This window comes from Paenibacillus rhizoplanae (genome assembly GCF_042684125.1).
Classification (GTDB): Bacteria; Bacillota; Bacilli; order Paenibacillales; family Paenibacillaceae; genus Paenibacillus_AQ; species Paenibacillus_AQ rhizoplanae.
This window is the reverse complement of record NZ_JBHUKY010000077.1, coordinates 153870-173033: the sequence shown is the minus strand read 5'-3', so window position 1 is coordinate 173033 and position 19164 is coordinate 153870. Positions and strand designations below refer to the sequence as shown.

The 19164-nt window shown below is 52.9% G+C and carries 13 protein-coding genes; 5 read left to right on the top strand and 8 right to left on the bottom strand.

From position 1 onward, the window contains the following. Window positions 1–305: 305 nt before the first annotated feature. From ACFSX3_RS28600 to ACFSX3_RS28585, 4 genes are all read right to left on the bottom strand, one after another. Window positions 306–731 (bottom strand): VOC family protein, encoded by a 426-nt coding sequence (locus ACFSX3_RS28600; protein ID WP_209992649.1) that lies wholly within the window; start codon window positions 729–731, stop codon window positions 306–308. Window positions 732–828: 97 nt separating this feature from the next. Next, window positions 829–1755 (bottom strand): TIM barrel protein, encoded by a 927-nt coding sequence (locus ACFSX3_RS28595; RefSeq protein WP_209992648.1) that lies wholly within the window; start codon window positions 1753–1755, stop codon window positions 829–831. Between the two features lie 249 nt (window positions 1756–2004). Then, on the bottom strand, window positions 2005–3702 hold the full coding sequence (locus ACFSX3_RS28590) for a hypothetical protein (protein WP_379256242.1): 1698 nt from the start codon (window positions 3700–3702) through the stop codon (window positions 2005–2007). A gap of 89 nt (window positions 3703–3791) precedes the next feature. Next, on the bottom strand, window positions 3792–5243 hold the full coding sequence (locus ACFSX3_RS28585) for a hypothetical protein (RefSeq protein ID WP_417629284.1): 1452 nt from the start codon (window positions 5241–5243) through the stop codon (window positions 3792–3794). 516 nt (window positions 5244–5759) lie between these two features. On the opposite strand from ACFSX3_RS28585, the gene ACFSX3_RS28580 reads away from it, so the two are divergent. The 4 genes from ACFSX3_RS28580 (at window position 5760) to ACFSX3_RS28565 (ending at window position 14020) form a co-directional block, all read left to right on the top strand. Next, window positions 5760–6926 carry a small-conductance mechanosensitive channel gene (locus ACFSX3_RS28580; protein ID WP_209992646.1) on the top strand — a complete coding sequence of 389 codons (1167 nt, stop codon included), beginning with the start codon at window positions 5760–5762 and terminating at the stop codon, window positions 6924–6926. A gap of 12 nt (window positions 6927–6938) precedes the next feature. Then, a complete protein-coding gene (locus ACFSX3_RS28575) occupies window positions 6939–12362 on the top strand; it encodes a diguanylate cyclase (protein ID WP_209992645.1) in 5424 nt (1807 codons plus the stop codon). Window positions 12363–12418: 56 nt separating this feature from the next. After that, on the top strand, window positions 12419–13273 hold the full coding sequence (locus ACFSX3_RS28570; RefSeq protein WP_209992644.1) for a methyl-accepting chemotaxis protein: 855 nt from the start codon (window positions 12419–12421) through the stop codon (window positions 13271–13273). Between the two features lie 105 nt (window positions 13274–13378). Beyond that, complete coding sequence (locus tag ACFSX3_RS28565) at window positions 13379–14020, top strand: cupin domain-containing protein (protein ID WP_209992643.1); 642 nt, start codon at window positions 13379–13381, stop codon at window positions 14018–14020. A gap of 109 nt (window positions 14021–14129) precedes the next feature. Here ACFSX3_RS28565 and ACFSX3_RS28560 read toward each other — a convergent pair whose 3' ends face one another. Then, on the bottom strand, window positions 14130–14426 hold the full coding sequence (locus tag ACFSX3_RS28560; protein ID WP_209992642.1) for a hypothetical protein: 297 nt from the start codon (window positions 14424–14426) through the stop codon (window positions 14130–14132). A gap of 148 nt (window positions 14427–14574) precedes the next feature. Continuing rightward, on the bottom strand, window positions 14575–15612 hold the full coding sequence (locus ACFSX3_RS28555) for an asparaginase (RefSeq protein ID WP_209992641.1): 1038 nt from the start codon (window positions 15610–15612) through the stop codon (window positions 14575–14577). Window positions 15613–15750: 138 nt separating this feature from the next. On the opposite strand from ACFSX3_RS28555, the gene ACFSX3_RS28550 reads away from it, so the two are divergent. Then, window positions 15751–16581 carry a GNAT family N-acetyltransferase gene (locus ACFSX3_RS28550; protein WP_209992640.1) on the top strand — a complete coding sequence of 277 codons (831 nt, stop codon included), beginning with the start codon at window positions 15751–15753 and terminating at the stop codon, window positions 16579–16581. 60 nt (window positions 16582–16641) lie between these two features. Here ACFSX3_RS28550 and ACFSX3_RS28545 read toward each other — a convergent pair whose 3' ends face one another. After that, window positions 16642–17397: a PIG-L deacetylase family protein gene (locus tag ACFSX3_RS28545; protein WP_209992639.1), complete on the bottom strand. Its 756-nt coding sequence runs from the start codon at window positions 17395–17397 to the stop codon at window positions 16642–16644. A 262-nt stretch (window positions 17398–17659) separates the two neighbouring features. Next, complete coding sequence (locus ACFSX3_RS28540) at window positions 17660–18997, bottom strand: MFS transporter (RefSeq protein ID WP_209992638.1); 1338 nt, start codon at window positions 18995–18997, stop codon at window positions 17660–17662. Window positions 18998–19164: the final 167 nt, after the last annotated feature.

Here is a 19164-nt window from a genome sequence, read left to right as displayed (position 1 = left end):
TGTTGGTTTCGTCACCTATAACTTCGAGAATTTGGGGAGGTACTCCTTTTTCTATGCTCAAAAAAACCAGGTATAGCAAGGGTTTTTAATTATGAAATTGTCTCTGAAGTACATAACGTTATTACAATTAAAACATAGAACAGGATGAAAGCGCATTAAAAATCAGGTTACAACTTTGAGATGTTGCGGTTATGCAACGGATACTACGGATACGAGGCCATACAGAAAAAGGATATGCCGTCCTTCCAAGGGAAGAACCGTCATATCCTGAGCCGTTTTTGTGAAAAGAAAACTTCTTGAGAGAGTCAGCCGTTCTGTCCGTTGTCGTGGCTGAGCTGCCAGTGGATGCCGAATTTGTCCTTCAGGTTCCCGTAGGCCTTGCTCCAGAAGGTCTCCTGCAGCTCCATGTGTACAGTTCCGCTTTCCTTCAGCTTGTTGAACCAGAGACGAATCTTCTCTTCATCGGAATCTGTCACCGTTAGACTGATATTATTCCCTTCCGTGAACGGCATGCCGGGGAATACGTCAGAGAACATGACCGGGCTGCCGGCAATCATCAGATTGGCGTGCATGACGAGGTGTTTGGCTTCTTCCGGTACAGGATGGGACGGATCAGGCGGAGCCTCGCCGAAGGTCATGATATGCGGAGGTTCGGTTCCGAATACTTCAGCGTAATATTCTACAGCCTCTCGGGTATTACCATTGAAATTCAGGTACACATTGATTGCCACAATTGTCACTCCTTTTGTGTTAAATTAAGGCAAGGTCGTTACGGTCCCATTGTATCATGTGCCTGTGCATTCACAAATATTCGGGGCGGCTGTGCCTTCACCGTGCTGGTGAAGACGGTGGATTCTCAGGGACTCCGTTAAGGATATGATCTACCCAAGCATAACACCGGTTCAGATCTTGCGCGGAGATGAGGTCTGAGCGGTGCTCGAACATGATTTTCACTCCGCTGTTCTCCTCACGGATGATGCCCAGATAGTCTTCGATCGGGGCCCAGCCCTCCTCGGTGCTTAGTTCCGGCAGGACCGGGTAATGGCCGTGCTGGATGGCTTCGTTAATCTGAACATTCGACAGATGGATCAATGCCGCATACCTGGTGTATTTTCTCAGAAGGGTACGGGCATCGAAATTAGGGTCGAGCTTATCCTGCTGATACAATCGGCCGGTATCCAGACACAACTTAATATCCGGATAGGCAAGCAAGAGCTGTTCCAGAAAATCATGCTGGTAGACATAACTGTTCAGTCCATCGAACTCCAGAATGGGCTGGAACCGGTACTCCCGGCCCTTTCGGCTAAGCCAGTCGAAGAGAACTTTACTGTGCTGTATCAGTTCATTCAGAGAGAGTTCATTCTCATAAATATATTCCTTCCTGTCAGCAAATCTCCAGGAGCTCCAGTCTACCTGAGGATCTAGGATAACCGGCTTGGGATAATGAAATAATACGTAATCTGGTTGTAGACTCACCATATAATCCAGCTCTTCCTGGATCTGCTGGAATGCTTCAGAACGCACGTAATCATCCGGCGAGAGAAATAGGGCATCTCTTAGTCTGGCAGGATTGGCGCGGAGCGGATAATGGACTCCTGTGCGGAATCCGTACTTCTGTGCTGCTTCAATCAGCGTCTGACAATCTTCATCGGACGGGAAAGAACAAGCCTCTATACCATAGAATTCGGCTTTGAAATCCTTGTGGAACTTGCCAGGATCAAATCCCCCATATTGACCTATCATAAATCGCTGCATCTATACACCCCGCATATAATTACATGAAGTACATAACGTTATTACAATTAAAACATAGAACAGGATGAAAGCGCATTAAAAATCAGGTTACAACTTTGAGATGTTGCTTTTATGCTGCGGTTACGAGGCCATGCAAAAAAGGATACGCCGTCCTTCCAGGGGAAGAAACGACATATCCTAAGCCGCTTTTGAAAAGGAGAGTTACCTAAGGACATCAGCTTTTATAGCTCTTGCCTTATTACCTTTGAATTACAGGACCTGATAAATGCTCAAATTCGACCAAGTAGGGGGATTAAACTCGGCAGTGCCCGAAGCAAGAGTGATAGAAGCCGTCAAGGTTAACGTTGGATTAGGGCCGGCACCAGTCTGGATTAAACCGCTGGATTCCTGGGTGAAGGCGGCTAAACCAGAACCAGCTGCATTTCTCTGCGTGCCAGTGCTTATATTTTGTTGAACGCCGTCGAGGAAAACCAATATTTGTGAAGCAACGACGGGAATACTCCCATTTGATATTCGAATTCTAAAATTAAAAGAAACAAAGTAGAAGCTATTGGGTTGCAATTGAATACCTTGGCCGCCGTTCACAAGAGAGATACCTGAGCCATTAATAAAATTTGTTATAAATGTGATATTCGTTGCCGCACTTGCTACTGAACCCGTTGGGTGAAAATTGGCATTGTTGGCTACGGGGCCGGTCGGGCCCGTCTCACCAGTTACGCCCGTCGCGCCGGTAACGCCCGATGCGCCGGTAACCCCGGTTAAGCCAGTCATACCCGTTACATCACCGGTTGAACCTGTCGCGCCGGTAACCCCTGTCGCACCTGTTACCCCGGTTAAGCCAGTCATGCCCGTGACCTCACCGGTAAGCCCGGTTGCGCCCGTTAGACCCGTGGCACCCGTCACCCCCGTCAAGCCCGTCATGCCTGTCACCTCACCGGTAAGCCCGGTCGCGCCTGTCATGCCCGTGACCTCACCGGTACCCCCGGTAGCACCCGTTAGACCTGTGGCACCCGTCAAGCCCGTCAAGCCCGTCATGCCAGTAACGTCACCGGTAAGTCCGGTAGCGCCGGTTACGCCGGTAGCGCCAGTGACGCCGGTAGCGCCAGTGATTCCTGTGGCACCCGTCACTCCGGTAGCACCGGTCACGCCTGTGGCGCCGGTGATCCCCGTGGCACCTGTGTCCAAGGTTGCGCCCGTTATGCCCGTGGCACCCGTCGCTCCGGTCATGCCAGTAACGCCGGTTGCTCCGGTTACACCAGGCCCAGTCACCCCGGTTGCACCTTGCACTCCAACCGGGAGCCACCCGTCGGGATAAGTCACCCCGCCATTCTGACTGCTGCGATAGTATAAAGCCGAATCGGAAAAATAAAGCTGTTGTACATAATCTCCAACACGTGATACATAAATCGTCCATACCGACGGGTCTGCGACTCCCGGAGGACCATTCACTGGGCCAGCCGGATCAGCGGGGATTCCCGAGCTGCTGTATACACCAGCAGTTCTAAATTCATTCAGGTCGTTGGTTGAAGCTTCATCATTGCTGATTGGAAAGACACCGGCTGTTACACCGAGCGCCACATCTCCGGTTAACCCATTGACACTAAGTGCTCCACCCTCTGCTCCCGGAGCTCCGATAGGTCCAGCAGGACCAACAACCGGTCGAATATCTGCAGCTGTCTGGAGCTTGGATTGCAGCATCATTTCATGGCGGATAATTTTTTTCAACATAGCTTGAGTACTGCTGCTGACCTGACCTAATTCGGCAAGTGTAACGGGAGTGGTTCCTGGAAGGGTGCCGACCGCATACTGAATCTTCTCTCCTTCAGCATTGAGGATATGCGCCAGTCCTAATTCCTCCATGGCAATAGAGGAAAATAATAGATTAATTACATCGTCCCGCGATATGGATATCGTTGGGGTGATATTGGGCAGGTTCGGTTTTGACAAGTGATTCCCTCCTTATCTACAAAATGGGCAGGGGGCTCTTGCCCCCTTGCTCATCCCTTAATCCTCCTCAAAAAGCGGAATCTGTTCGTTTAACGGAACCGGATAATACTCAGGTTAGACCGATCCGTAACATAAGTTCCCGTACCGGCGCTTAGGTTATAAGTAGCATCGAGAGTCATGGTATTGTCAGTGGCGCCGGTCTGAAGAAAACCATTTCCTTCTAGAGAGAAATACACGGTAGCTCCAATCCCGCCATTTTTTTGTCCGGTAACCGTTATAGGCTGGACATTACCGTTCAATCTAACTATCATTTCAGAACTGGTTACATTGTTTGTTTCAGCAGAGAGCTCAATAGTTATGGTAAACGAAACATAATATAAGCTGTTTGGGAGCACCGTGATATTGCTTGGGGGCGTTCCAAGTTCAATTCCGCTGCCATTAATAAAAATTTCTTGAAATACAATAGGTGTTAAGGTCGAAGGTACTGCAGCCGTTGCGGGCTCAAACATCGCATTGTTAGTTACAATAATAGGCCCGGTGACGCCGGTAGCCCCCGTAACGCCGGTAGCTCCGGTGAGTCCAGTGGCCCCTGTCAAACCAGTAGCGCCAGTGAGCCCGGTCTCCCCAGTGATGCCAGTAGCCCCGGTGAGTCCAGTGGCTCCGGTGAGTCCGGTAGCCCCCGTCACCCCGGTCTCCCCGGTGAGTCCGGTAGCCCCTGTCAAACCAGTAGCGCCAGTGAGCCCGGTCTCCCCAGTGACCCCAGTAGCCCCGGTGAGTCCAGTGGCTCCGGTGAGTCCGGTAGCCCCCGTCACCCCGGTCTCCCCAGTGACGCCGGTAGCCCCGGTTAAACCAGTAGCCCCGGTGTCACCGGTCGCTCCAGTGAGTCCGGTGGCTCCGGTGACGCCCGTGGCTCCGGTAACGCCGGTAGCCCCGGTAACGCCGGTAGCCCCGGTAACGCCGGTAGCTCCTGTCAATCCAGCAGCCCCGGTGACGCCAGTAGCCCCCGTCACACCAGTAGCCCCCGTCCCCCCGGTAGCTCCGGTGACACTGGTGGCTCCGGTGGCTCCGGTGGCTCCAGTGTCACCGGTGGTTCCGGTTGGCCCGCGAGCACCGATTTCTTGCCAATCTGACCAGTTCTGGCCACTGTTTGTACTACTGCGGTAATATAATGCTAGGTTGGAAATATACAACTGCTGGATATAAGGCCCTACCTGGGATACGTAAATCGTCCATGACGGAGGATTGTCAACTCCCAGTGGACCATGTTCCGGACCTACACCATTTGGATTTCCCGAGCTATACACCCCGGCATTGATTAATCCGTTCAAATCTTGGGTTGATGGTTCATCGTTACTGATTGGAAAGACACCAGCCTCTGTACTCAACACAACATTGCCCGTCAATCCATTGACGCTGTTTACTGCACCGGCAGCGCCGGTTACCCCCGTGGCTCCTGTGGGTCCGACTAATGATGGAATATCGGAAGCGGAGGTGAGTTTTGAATCCAACATCATTTCGGTGCGGAATACGGAATCGAGCATCGATTGAGCACTGCTGTTTATCTGAAGAACCTCACCCAACGTAGCAGGTGTGCTCCCCGGAAGTGTGCCCAAGGCAAATTGGATGTTTTCCCCTTGGGCATTAATAACATGCGCTAAGCCCAACTCTTCCATTGCAATGGAAGAAAATAATAGGTTAAGCACATCATCTCGAGATAAAGTGATCGTTGGCGTGATATTGGGCAGATTAGGCTGTGACAATATAACCCCTCCTTTTATATAAGATACATCACTCTATTCAGGTGTATTAGTTGCAGTGTTAGGCATATCATTCATTTAAGTAGACTTTATGGATTTAATAATTGGTGTAATAGAATTCGCCAGAAGCCCGTTTTCACCTGCATTATGCCCCGCACAGTTGCTCCATACGTCATGGAAATGGACGGTGGGGCATTTTTTTGTGTGCAGTCAGCAGGAATAAACTGGAGTGTTATCGAATATTAGCGATTATCAACAAAATTCGACTTTCAACTACATACATACGCGGGGGTTTGCGCAATGAAAACATGGAAAAAGACAGTATTCTTGATCGTTACCTTCGGACTGATCTTTCTGCTCCCGTTACTAGGAAGTCTGGCGAAATGGAAGGGGATGCCCCCGGGTTACGGGGATTTCCCGGCCCAGAAGGTCGAAGCTGACCCCGGGTTCAGCCTGCTGTATTTCTCGCTCGCCTGCGTTGTGGCCCTGATCATCACACTGCTCCTGGTATTCCCCGGATGGTTCGGCTTCAAGAAGACGGAGGAGGCACCCCGGAAATCGGGGGCGGCCACCCCTTTCCCTATCTGGTTCTGGTGGAGCCTGCCGGTGCTTGCGCTTAGCTGGTTCCTGATGTGGGCCCGGGTGAAGCTGTTTGTCTCGCTGGAGCATTACACGTTTGTTCCCCTCTGGTGGTCCTTTATTCTGATCCTGGACGGTTTGGTCTACCGGAGAAATCACGGAGCTTCGATCATCTCGCGCAAGCCCCATGTGATGCAGCTGCTGGCGGTGGTGTCCTGCTTCAGCTGGTTTGCTTTTGAATACCTGAATTTCTTCGTCCTGGAGAATTGGTATTACCCCAATAATGAAGTGTTCTCTAACTTCGGCAATGTGTTCTGGTTCTCCTTATCCTATACAACGGTTCTTCCGGCCATCTTCGAATGGTACTTACTCCTCAAGACCTTCCGTCTGTTCCGCAACCGTTATAGCCATGGGCCTAGGCTGAAGGTGTCACGCATGTGGCTGATCGTCTATTATATTCTCGGGCTGATCCTGGCCTTCGGCATGGGCTATTATCCGTATCTGCTGTTCTGGGTGCTGTGGGTTGCGCTGGTTCCGATGCTGTCCGCAGCGATGGCGCTTGCCGGTTACTGGACCCCCTTCACCCCGGTGAAGAACGGAGACTGGTCCAAGGTCATTCTGGTGGGGCTGGCTACGGTGTTCAACGGCTTCTTCTGGGAGTTCTGGAACTTTGGCAGTGAGTGGTTCCATGACGATGCTCCTACCAATCCGAATTACTGGAAATACTCGGTGCCTTATCTGGACAAATTCCATATTTTCTCCGAGATGCCGGTTCTGGGCTATTTCGGTTATCTGTTCTTTGGGCTGAATTGCTGGATTATCTGGCTGATCGCTGCCTATGTATTTAAATTCGATGCCGATATTGAAGTTACGGGAGAACAAGGCTAAAGGTGGAGTACAATGATTGCTAATGACCATTATCAGGTCCTGGAGACCATTTCAGATAATCCTATAAAAGCCGTGTACCGGTGTACAGAGGCTTCCTCCGCAGAAACGGTCATTCTCAAGGTGTTAAAATCGGAGTTTGCCGGCACCGAAGCCGTAATGCGCTTCAAACAGGAATATAAGCTGCTTACAGAGCTCAGCACCAGCACAGAAGGGGTTATCCGTCCCCTGAGGCTCGAAGAGCAGAACGGTCTGTACGTCATGGTCCTTGAGGATATTGCCGGACGTTCGCTCAAGCGGATCCTGGCGGAAGAGCAGCCGGAAGAGGAGGCCTTACTGAAGCTGGCGGTCAAGGTTGTGGATATTCTGGGCTCCATACATGAGCAGAACGTGATCCATAAGGATATCAAGCCGTCGAATATCATCTGGAACCGGGAGCGGGATATTGTCCAGGTGATTGATTTCGATCTTGCGGTGAAGCTGTCCAAGGAGAGGCGGGATTTCCAGAACAGCGGCGTGCTGGAGGGCAGTCTGCTGTACATCTCACCGGAACAGACCGGCCGGATGAACCGGAATATAGATTACCGGAGTGACTACTATTCACTAGGTGTGGTCCTGTACGAGATGATGACCGGCATCATGCCGTATCCATCGTCCGAGATGATGGAGCAGATCTATTCCATTATTGCAAAGGAAGCCGTCTCCCCTTACCATGCAACCGGAGGCAGGGTTAGCAGCGGCTTGTCGGCGGTCATTATGAAGCTGATGGAGAAGTCGTCGGAGGACCGGTACCGCAGCGCGCACGGCATCAAGGCCGATCTGAAGAAATGCCTGGCCGGGCAGGAGGATTTCGTGATTGGAACGGAGGATCTCCTGAACACCTTCCGCATTCCGCAAAAAGTAGTCGGCAGACAGCAGGAGCTGTCCACCCTGGAGACGGCCTTCCGCAGCAGTGTCAACGGGAATTCACAGGTCATGCTGGTCTCCGGTGATGCAGGTGCAGGCAAAACGGCACTGGTTCATGAGCTGCACCGGACAATCAGCCGGGAGAAGGGGCTGTTCGCGGAAGGGAAGTTCGACCAGTACAATAAGAATATTCCTTACAGTGCGCTCATACAGGCCTTTCGCAGGTTGGTCAGCCAGCTGCTGGAGAGTCCGGATGAGGATTACAAGAGTGAGGTCAGCCGCTCGCTGACCCGGCTGCTTGACGGCAACGGCGGTGTGATTACGGGATTAATCCCTGAGCTTGCTGTCTGGACCGGGACCCAGCCTGAGCCGGAACCGCTGAGTCCGGCCGAGGAGATGAACCGGTTCTTCCTGACCTTTGCCAAGTTCGTGCAGGCCATGACGCATCCGGACCGGCCGCTCGTCCTCTTCCTGGATGATGTCCAGTGGGCGGATTACTCCAGCCTGCAGCTCGTGGAGAAGCTGGTGCTGGATAACCATCTGCAGCGGATGTTTGTGATTTGCTCCTTCCGGCAGAATGAGATCCACGAAGGTCATCCGCTGTTCTCCGCGATGGTTAAGATCGGCAAAAATCGTGAAGTTGGACGTATTCACCTTCAGCCGCTGCAAGAGACGGATGTGCAAAGCCTTGTGGCTGACACGCTATACAGCAGCATGGAACGGGTCGAAGGGATAACCGGACATTTATACAAGCGGTCGAAGGGGAATTCCTTTTTCCTGACAGAAATGCTGAAGGATCTTCACCGGCGCGGGATTATCTTTTTCGACAAGCAGAACGGGGAATGGAGCTGGTGCCTGGAGCAGCTGGAGGCACTGCCGGTCCATGACAGTGTGGTGGATTTCCTGGTAGGACAGCTGCAGCATCTGCCGGGGGAGGTCCGTCATATCCTGATGCTTAGCTCGGCGGCCGGCAGCGTATTCGACTACGGGATGCTGACACTAATCGGCGAGGAAGCGCCGGAGGTGATTGCCGCCGCGATTACCCGGGCGGTTCAGGAAGAGTATATTGTCCCTGCCGACCATAAGTACGCCATATTCTCCGCTACGCTGGCCGAATCTGGCTGCGAGGCTGCGCAGATTGGCATCCGGCTGAAATTTGCCCATGACCGGATTCAGCAGGCCTTCTACCAGCTGCTTGATCCTGAACGGGGGAAGAGGCTTCATCTTAGTATCGGCCGGCTGTTGCTGCGGAATCTTGGAGAGGAGGAAATCGCGGACAAGCTGGTCGATATTGCAACCCATATTAATAAAGGGCTGGAATTAATCACTGACAGCTCGGAGGCGCGTGAGATCGTCGCTCTGAATCTGCGGGCAGCCTACAAGGCCAAAGCAGGATACGGGTATGATTCGGCCTTCCTACTGCTTGAAGCGGCAATGGAGTTGCTCCCGGAGCAGATCTGGAGTACAGACCCGGGGCAGGCGGCGGAGATCTACAGGCTGTATGCGGAATGCAGCTATCTCACCCATCACATCGATCAGGGGGATCAGGCTTGCCGTCTGCTGCTGGAGCAAACTACGGAGCGGATGGCTATTGCGGAAATCTATGAGATGCAGACCAATCACTATATGTATCTGGGCATGATGCCCGAGTCGATTGCTTCGGGGAGGCGGGGGCTGAAGGCGCTCGGCATTAAGATTCCGTCCAAGGTTGGAATGCCCGCCGTCCTTAAGGAGCTGCTGGTCGTTAAGGCCGCGCTGCGGGGGAGAACACCGGAGACGATTTTTGCACTGCCGGAGATGCAGGACCCGGAGATGAAGCTGGTGATGCGGCTGCTGATTAACTTTATACCGCCTGCATTTATCTCCGGGGAGACCTCGCTGTTTGGTCTGGTGGTGCTGAAGAAGGTGGGCTTGACGCTGAAATACGGGAATTCGCCGGAGTCGGCGCTTGCTTTTATCGGCTATGCCATGCTCTTGTCCGGCTTCGGGGATACCCGGGGGGCCTTCGCTTATGGACGTCTCGGGATCAGAATTAACGACAAATTCAATGATCTGCAGTGGAAAGGCGCGGCGCATGTCCTGTATACGCTGTTCAGCCACGCCTGGACCGAGCCTTGGGATACGCTGCAGGACTGGTTCGGCACCTCCATTGAAGCCAGTCTGCGGACAGGCGATCTGCTCTACCTGGCCCATTCCGCCTTCTATGTGAATCTCTGGAATCCGTCGATGGACATCCCGGCTTTGCTTCAGGAAAGTGACCGTACGATCTCTATGATTGAGAACACGAAGTACAAGGAGTCGCTTGCCACAGCACAGCTGGCCCGCCAGTATTATCTCAGTCTTGCCGGAGAGCTGCCGGAGCGTACCTCATTCAACAATGAAGCCTTCAGCGAAGAGGTCTATCTGCACGAATTGCAGGAAGCAAGATATTATTCGGGAATTGCGATCTATTATATTTACAAAATGAAGCTGCTGTTTCTCTACGAGAAGCATGATGAAGCGCTGGAGTACATCGAGCGGGCGTATCCGATTATCGGGACGCTGGCCGGATCGGCTTTTATGGAGGAGTTCGCGCTGTATACCTTCCTGAATCTGGCTTATGCTTACAGGGATTTGGGTGTGAACGGCAAGCGGAAGGCCAGGTCCAAAATGCGCAAGGAGCTCGGCCGGGTACGCAAATGGGCCAGAAATGCACCGGGAACCTTCCGGCAGCATGAATATCTGATGAGGGCCGAATGGGCCCGGATCTCCGGGAACAGCACCCGCGCAGGCTATTATTATGATCTGGCGATCGAGGCCAGCGAGCAGGGCAGCTTCGTCCGCTATAAGGCACTCTGCAACGAGCTGGCGGCCCGGTTCTATATGGACAAGGGCTTCAACGAGTTCGCCGCCTATTTGCTCAGACAATCCGAATACTATTATTCGGTCTGGGGAGCCAAGGAGAAGATCGCGTTCATCAAGGAGCGATACCCCGCCCTTGCCCAGAAAATCAGCACCAAGGAGTTCATGCACGGCAGGACGGTGACCGATTATACCGAGAGCATTGATCTGAATTCCATCATTCTGGCTTCGCAGGCCATCTCCAAAGAAATTGAGCTGAACCACCTGCTGGAAGCGCTGATGGAGATTGTAATCATGAATGCCGGGGCGCAGCGGGGCTGTATCCTGATGACCTCCAAGGCCAATCTTCTGGTCGAAGGGGAATATAAAGTGGACACAGACCGGATCTCCGTGGCGATTCATGAGTCGCATCAGCTGGACAATCTGCCTGTCGCCATCATCAGACAAGTGGAGAAGAGCCGGGAGAGCCTGATCTACAATGATGCCTATTCCGAGACTTCATTCGTGAATGATCCCTATATTGTGAGGCAGCAGCCGAAATCGATGGTCTGCATGCCGCTGATTAACCAGAATAAGACGATTGCCATTATCTATCTGGAGAATAATCTGGTGACCGGCGTATTCACCGAGGAACGGATGAAGATTATCAATCTGCTGTCCAGAGAGATGGTCTTCTCGCTTGAGAATGCAAGTCTGTATAATGAGCTTGAGCGCTCTGAGGAGAAGTACCGCCAACTGGTCAACAACCTGCAGGACGGGGTGTTCGTGGTCCAGGATATGCGGTGTGTCTATGTTAATGAGGCGCTGGAGCAGATGCTCGGTTATCAGCCGGGCGAGATGCTGGAGCAGCCCTTCGGGAATTTCATTACCCCCCCGGAGCGGGAGAAGGTGATGCATTATTATGCCAGACGAGTCGAGGGCAAGCAGGCACCGGAAGAGTACGAGACAAGGCTTTTGCATAAGGATAAGTCCCCTGAAGTCATCGCCATTCACAAGGTCGTCAGAATTATGTATCAGAATAAGCCGGCGATTCAGGGAACGATCAAGGATATAACTGAGCGCAAGAAGGCGGAGGAGGAGCTGCGGCGCCACAAGGAGCATCTGGAGGAACTGGTGGCGGAGCGGACGAAGGAGCTGGAGTTCAACAACGGGGAGCTGAGCAAATATATCGGGCTGATTGAAAAGATCTCGATCACCGATGAATTAACCGGGCTGTACAACCGCAGATACTTCAATAAGCTGTTCCTGGATGAGGTGGACAAGGCTGCTGCCAGCAAACGGTATTTAACCTACCTGATGCTGGATATTGATTATTTCAAAAAATTCAATGACACCTACGGGCATTATGAAGGCGATACGGTACTGCGCAGAATAGGCGGGGTACTGAAGGAGTTGGCTGAACAGGCGGAAGGAACCGCGTTCCGGCTGGGCGGGGAGGAATTCGGGATTGTGGCCGCCGGACTGACCCCTCCAGAGTCCCGTGTGTTCGCCGAATTGATCAGACGAAGCATCGCGGAACTGGGGATACAGCATGATCTCAGTCCCGAATACGGCAGAATTACCGTCTCTATTGGCGTAGCCGCCGTACTTGTGGACGGACTGCGCGAGGAGGATATCTACAAGCTGGGCGACGATGCGCTGTATCAGTCCAAGGCGGAAGGCCGCAACTGTGTTACATTGTTCGAGCGATAAGATTCAAGCGATAAGAGATGTACATAAATAAATAGGATTAGGGAGCTGTTGAAGCAATGAGTACCGATCACGAATTAGAAAAAGAATCAGAAATGGACCAGCTGCGGAAGGCACTTGAAGTATCTTTGCCCCTGGTGCAGCGGCTTTTCCCGCTGGATGTAATGTTTGCTTTGGCGGATCGGGACAAGTTCATTTATTATCTGCAAGGGAAGGAATTGAAAGCCAAGATTGAATTGGGTTCTCCAGTACCGCCCAGCGGAGGAATCCGGGCTGCTCTGGAGAGCGGGGAGGAAGTCAGCACTACGATTCCAAGAGAGATCTACGGGATTCCTTTTAAATCGTCATCCATGCCTATCCGGGACCGCAGCGGGGTGGTGACAGGTGTGTTCACGATCGGAATCAGCCTCAGCAATCAGGTAACGCTTAGCGATGCAGCGAATGCGCTGGCGGTGACCTCTGACGAGATCAGCTCGACTTCGGTAGAGATTGCGGGAACGGCCTCGGATCTGGCGAATACTGTAGGGGATCTGAAAGAGCTGGGTCAGAAGGTGGTCGAGGATCTGCAGCAGACGGATGAGATTCTGGATTTCATCCGCAAGGTGGCAGACAATTCCAATCTGCTGGGGCTGAATGCAGCGATTGAAGCGGCTCATGCTGCTGAGCATGGACGGGGCTTCGGCATCGTGGCCCAGGAGATCCGCAAAATGTCCGTATCCAGTGCTTCATCGGCGAAGGATATTGCCGGCATTCTGCAGATGATCAAGCAGAAGATTAACCAGATGGATGCCGTGCTTACAGATTGTCTGGCCCAAAGCGAACGTCAGGCCGCAGCCACAGAGGAGATCACCGCCTCGATGCAGCAGCTCGCAGCTTCCGCCGTGGAGATTGAGAGTATCGCCCGTCTGATCTAGTCCGCACCTGTCTTTAGTGTCAATCGGTTCTTCCCCTGCATATAGTGTCTGGACGAATGCCCAGTGTTAATTAAGGCTATAATCCAGTCTGAGGAGGAACAAATCATGCTTGATCCAGTATTGCAGGCACCGGACCTGAAGCTTGCCGCCGATTCTAACCAGGTGCTTAATTATAAGCGGGATGCGAACAATTATATTACGCAGCTTTTTGGAGAGCAGCTTCCGGCGATACGTAACGGGTTCTTCAATGCCCATATGAGCAAAGGCTTCATCGTCCAGCCGCACTGGCACACGAACGTGACAGAGATGGTCTTCGTGATTAGCGGTGAGCTGATTACCTCCGTGTTCGATCCGTTCACCCAGAAGCTGATGACCTATCATCTGCAGGCCGGACAAATCGCTGTCTTCCCGAAGGGCTGGTTCCACTGGATTCTGGCTGAGAGCGAACAAGCCCATTTCCTGACGATCTTCGATGCGCCGACACCGGATATTGTGTATGGTTCAGACTTCCTGCGGGCTGTTCCCGCAGAGGTAATCCAGCGCGCGTATTGTATCAATGAAGAGGAGTATGCCAAGGCCGTGGCTCCGCTTAAGGAGTCGATTATTCTCGGACCGCCTCCGGGCTGCGCCGTGGCAGGGTCTGCCGGGGGAATGAACATAGGCCCGCCCGCCAAAAGCATGCCCGCCTACGCAGCCCAGCAGCCAGCGGCGGCATTCTACCCTTATCCGATGTATCCGCGCCGCTAGGCGGTGGCTACAGACTTAGGGATTTCAAAAGACAGCGGAAGCTTCCGCTGGTTCTTGAAATCCCTTTTTGACATACCTATGGGCCTTACCTATTCGGATCTGTCAATCCTCATTCTGTGCTAGGGGCGGTTAACATGGATACTCCGCTGCTTATTAAGGGCACCAGTCTCCCAGCCAGTACGGCAGGGGTCTCTTGCCTTCCCTCCTTATTCCAGCGGTAGGTTACCCCGTAGATGGACCAGCTTAATAGAGTAGAAGCTGTCTGAAGAGCAGCGTTACCGGAAGTATTATTGCTCCGGCTCAGGAGCTGATGCAGCAATTGCTCCAGTTGCAGCTTATCGCCAATGGCCCATGCCTTCTCCCCTGACGGAGTGCCGGGACGGACGGGAGAGCGAGCTTCAGGCATTTACACCGGAATCGGCAGCTACGCTGTACTAAATAGATCTGAAAAGAAAAAGCAGGCCAGGGAGAGATTCCTTGGCCTGCTTTTGTGAAATACAGGGAGTGCCTGGCTTAATTTGCTTCATCCAGCTTGTGGTTAAAACCGGCAGCGTCTAATACTCGTTGAACATTGCGGCTATTTCATCGTAGCCGGTGGTTTGCGTCAGAGCTAGGGAGAGCAGGATTCTGGCTTTTTGCGGGACCAGGCTGTTGCACGGAATGGAATTGGCGGACAAATCAATGTAGGAATCCTTGAGTGTAATTCCGCTGGAAATCCGCGAGCAGCGGACAACAGGGATATTATTATTCTTCAGCTCGCCGACTTTATCAATCCACGGCTTGCTGTAGATGCCTCCGCCTGCACCGGCAATCACAATCCCCTTGGAGATCGTGGCCAGATAATCCAGAATCCCGGGATTGGCATCCACATGGAAATAAGCTACGGATACTTCCGGCAGCTCCTGCATAACAGATACATCGAACTGGGTTGCGGTGGTATGCCGCTTCAAGGTGCGCGTATAGAAGAAGGCATGGCTGTCACGCATATATCCCAGGCAGCCGAAATCGCGCTCATCGAAGGCGTTGGCCTTGAAGGTGTTCACCTTTTGTACATCCCGCCCGCTATAGATGCCCTCAGCAAACACAACCATCACGCCTTGGCCGGAAGCCTCGGCATTCGCCGCCAGTGCTACGGACTGATACAGATTCAGGGGTCCATCGGCACTGATTGCGGTAGCCGGGCGCATAGATCCGGTAATGATTACCGGCTTGTCGGTCTTAATCACCAGGTTCAGGAAGTAAGACGTCTCATCGAGGGTGTCGGTGCCGTGGGTGATGACGAATCCGTGCACATCCTCCCGTAGGGCAAGCGTGTTAATGTACGTTGCCAGGGTAAGCCAGTGTTCGCTGGTAATATCGGCGCTGCACAGATTACTGACCTGTACCCCGGCGCAATTCGCCAGCCGTTCCAGGTGCGGTACACTATCCAGCAGATCCTGCACGGGCAGGGCGCCGGGCTCGTAATTCAAGGTTTTATGAGCTTCGCCGCTGCCGGCAATGGTACCGCCGGTGGCGAGGATGACTACATTTTTGAGGCCGGGATTATAGTAAGGGGAAGCACTGAAATTCACTTCGGGAATAGTATTAATCATAGGTCGTTTCCTTTCAGGTTGAGCCAGGATTCAAGTCATTCGCATGACAATGAGTGTATTATAACATTCATTCCTCTATGGGTGACATAGTAAGGTATAATAAGTAGAAAATATATAATGGGAGGAGAGGAGATAAACATGCTGAAGCTAGACAGCCGGGATTACGCCCTTGCCTGGCCGCTGTTAAAGGAAGTCAAGATCAACACGCTGTTCGCTGAAGGAGTTCTGAGCGGGCAGACGACAGGCAGTGTGTATGTGGATTCTGTAGATAACCCCCGCAGCTTCTATGTGGCTCATGAATACGGGATGTCGCTGGTCTATGGGGATTCGGGCAATGAGGAGTTTAACCGCAGCTTATCTGACTATATTACGAACAAGACGGGGCACCGGCATTCAGCAGAATGGCTGCAGGCTGATCCCGCAGGGGGCTGGGACCCGCTGATTGAAGCTATGCTTACTGAGCATAATGCACAGCTTGATGCGGAGGATTCACGCAGAATGTACATACAGACCCGGGTGAATTTCACGTTCGACCCGGAGGTCTATAACCGTGCGAAGGCGCAAGGGTTCCGGCAGGATGCGGAGATTGTCCAGATGAACGGTGAAGGATTCGGCGAGCAGGAGGGTGCGGTCATTCCCCGGTATTTCTGGCGTGACGCGGAGCACTTCCTGGCTTCAGGCAAAGGATACACTTTATTGTGGGAGGGAGAGCAGGCCTCCAGTGCATTCTCGGCTTACCGGACAACGGATCAGCTGGAGATTGGAATTGAATCGGCACCGGGTCACCGGGGAAAGCATTTTGCCTTCTCAGTGTGCTGTAGGTTAATCGATTACTGTCTGGAGCAGGGACTGGAGCCGGTATGGGGCTGCCGTCTGGAGAATGTGGGCTCTTACAGACTGGCGCAGAAGCTGGGTTTCAAGCCGCGATTGAACATCCCTTACTACCGTTTGTCCGAGCTTCCCGTTTAACAAAGAGCAGCACATCTCCCTATGGGGGATTGCTGCTCTTTTGCGTTACATGGGAAAGCCTCAAATCCGCCGTGCATCCACAAAGCAGTGCAGGTGCAGCGGTGACAACACCTTCAGGCCTTCCCCCAGCCCGAAGCCCCTGCCTTCGGCAAGCTGACGGCCTTGCTCGCGGAAATAGATCCGGTACATGGCCAGAATCTCCTCGCTGAATTGGCTGCGGTGCAGAGCCATAGCGTCGAACTTCTGCTCGAAGTGGGCGGTAATGTCTATTACCGTGTTCGGCTCGGAGGTGAAGTAGAACCCAATCGCCTGTGGCTGCCAGGGGCGGGTGCTTGTCCCCCTCGGATAGAGGGGGAGACCGGACGACAGAAGCGCCTGGGCGGCGGCTCTGCCTGTGACGATATGATCATAATGCGCCTCATAGCTCAGCCACGGATCAGGGCAGAAGATCACATCCGGCCGCACAGTACGGATGACCTCAGCAATCTCTCCCGCCAGCGCCGGAATATGCTCCAGTGTACCGTCTCCATGGTCCAGTTGGTGGAACACCGTGGCTCCCAGCGACCGTCCGGCAGCTTCCAGTTCACGTGCACGGATCGCTGCGATCTCGGCGGAAGACACATGCTCGTTCACCGCGCCCAAATCTCCGTTCGTGATCGTCAGATAGTGAATCTCGCAGCCCCTCTCAGCGAATGCGGCGATCGTGCCACCCATGCCCACCTCATTATCGTCCGGGTGCGGTTGTATACATAATACCGTCCGGCACCCGCTAAGATCTGGAGGGGACATCAACGCCGCTAGTGTGGATATATCCATATTCCAAATACCTCCTTATTAATCTGTGGTAAGGGTACAGTTTGGCCCTTATTTGCTACATAATCAATGTTACGGCGCGGAAAATCCGGCAATAATGGCCGTGGAGTCCGTAACTTGCTCCAATCGTAGCTTTTGGCAGAAATAAGCGCAACTGAGTCCGTTACACCCAGCCGCCCCCCTGACCATGAACGATTCAATCAGGGAAAAGCATCTCCCCGCCATCATCTCTCCTCCATCCGCTAGCATCCTCCCGCCAGCCCCACTACATTGACCGGCCATGATTCAGATCGCTCAGGATCTGCACCCGCTGCTTCTCCGTTATATTATAGAAGAGAATCGGCAGAATAGCGGCCAGGAAGCAGAGTGCGGGCAGCAGGAACATCACGAAGCTAAGGCCGTGCTGGAGTCTCGGCGTAGCCGGCTGATTCTCCACGTAGCTGAGCAGGCCGAGACTGGCTCCGATAATCATCCGCGACACTGCTCCGCTGAACTTGGTAATGAAGGTGTTCGTGGAGAACACAATGCCCTCGCCCCGGAAGCCCAGCTTCCATTCCGAATAATCAATCGTATCGAGCAGCATCGAAGTACTTACAATGGTAGTCATGCCGGAGAAGAAGAAGCTGACCGCGAAGAACACTAGGGTGTTCATTACGTTATGGTCACCCAGCAGGTAAGGCAGGATACAGGCGATGCTTCCCAGGATGCAGGAGACAATGAACACCTTCTTCTTGGAAAAGCGGCGCAACAGCGGCGGAGTAGCGATCATCCCCAGCAGCATACCGACCACCAGGGCGATTCCGACCTGTGTGGCATACCCCGCATCCCCCCAGACATAGACCACATAATAGAGCTGAATGCTCTGCCTGATGCCGTTCACCAGATTGATAATCAACAGCGAGGCGAGCAGGGTAAGCAGCGGCTTGTTTTTGTACACCGTCTGCAGGTTGTGGCGGAACGAAATGGTCTCAGCGGAAGGAACCACCCGTTCCTTGGTGAGCACTCCGGTCAGGAAGATCGACAGCGCCGCAATGACCCCGATAATGATTGCTGAATACAGATAAGCCTCAGTAGTCCGTTCACCGCCGAAGGCGAGCAGAAGCTGGATTCCGCCAACGGTGATGACGACCGCGCCGAGCGTTCCGCCGATTTTGCCTAAAGTGACAAATAAGGTACGTTCACCCGGATCGGTGGAGACTACGGACGACAAGGCCCAGAGTGGTGTGTCACAGACCGTGTACAGCATTCCCCAGAGCAGATAGGATACGGTGGCAATCACCAGTGTCAGGATGGGAGATCCGCCGAAGTCCCAGAAGCAGACGATAGTCGCCAGCGCGATAAGGAACGGGGCAAACAGCAGATAAGGCCGAAATTTGCCCCATCTGGAGCGTGTTTTGTCGGTAATCATGCCCATAAGCGGGTCAAGACAAGCATCCACAATGCTCGCCACCACCAGAATGACACTGGCTGTAGTAGCCGGAATCCCCAGCAGATCCGTATAGAAGAACAATATGTACATCGACATAAAACTGTACAGCATATTCTGGCCCAGCAGACCGCCTGTGAACACCAGTTTTTCGGCCACAGGTACTTTTGTTGACATGGCAGGCCTCTTTTCGCTAAGGATAATAATAGATGGATTGAATCCATTGCTAATTATGTTTATTTATAACTTAATTCTATGTTCTGTCAAGCAGAATCTGGCTGCTGCTGTAAAGCGGCTAATGAGTGTATTTCTAAAGGGGTAAAATCCTTTTTAGTCAACGAAAA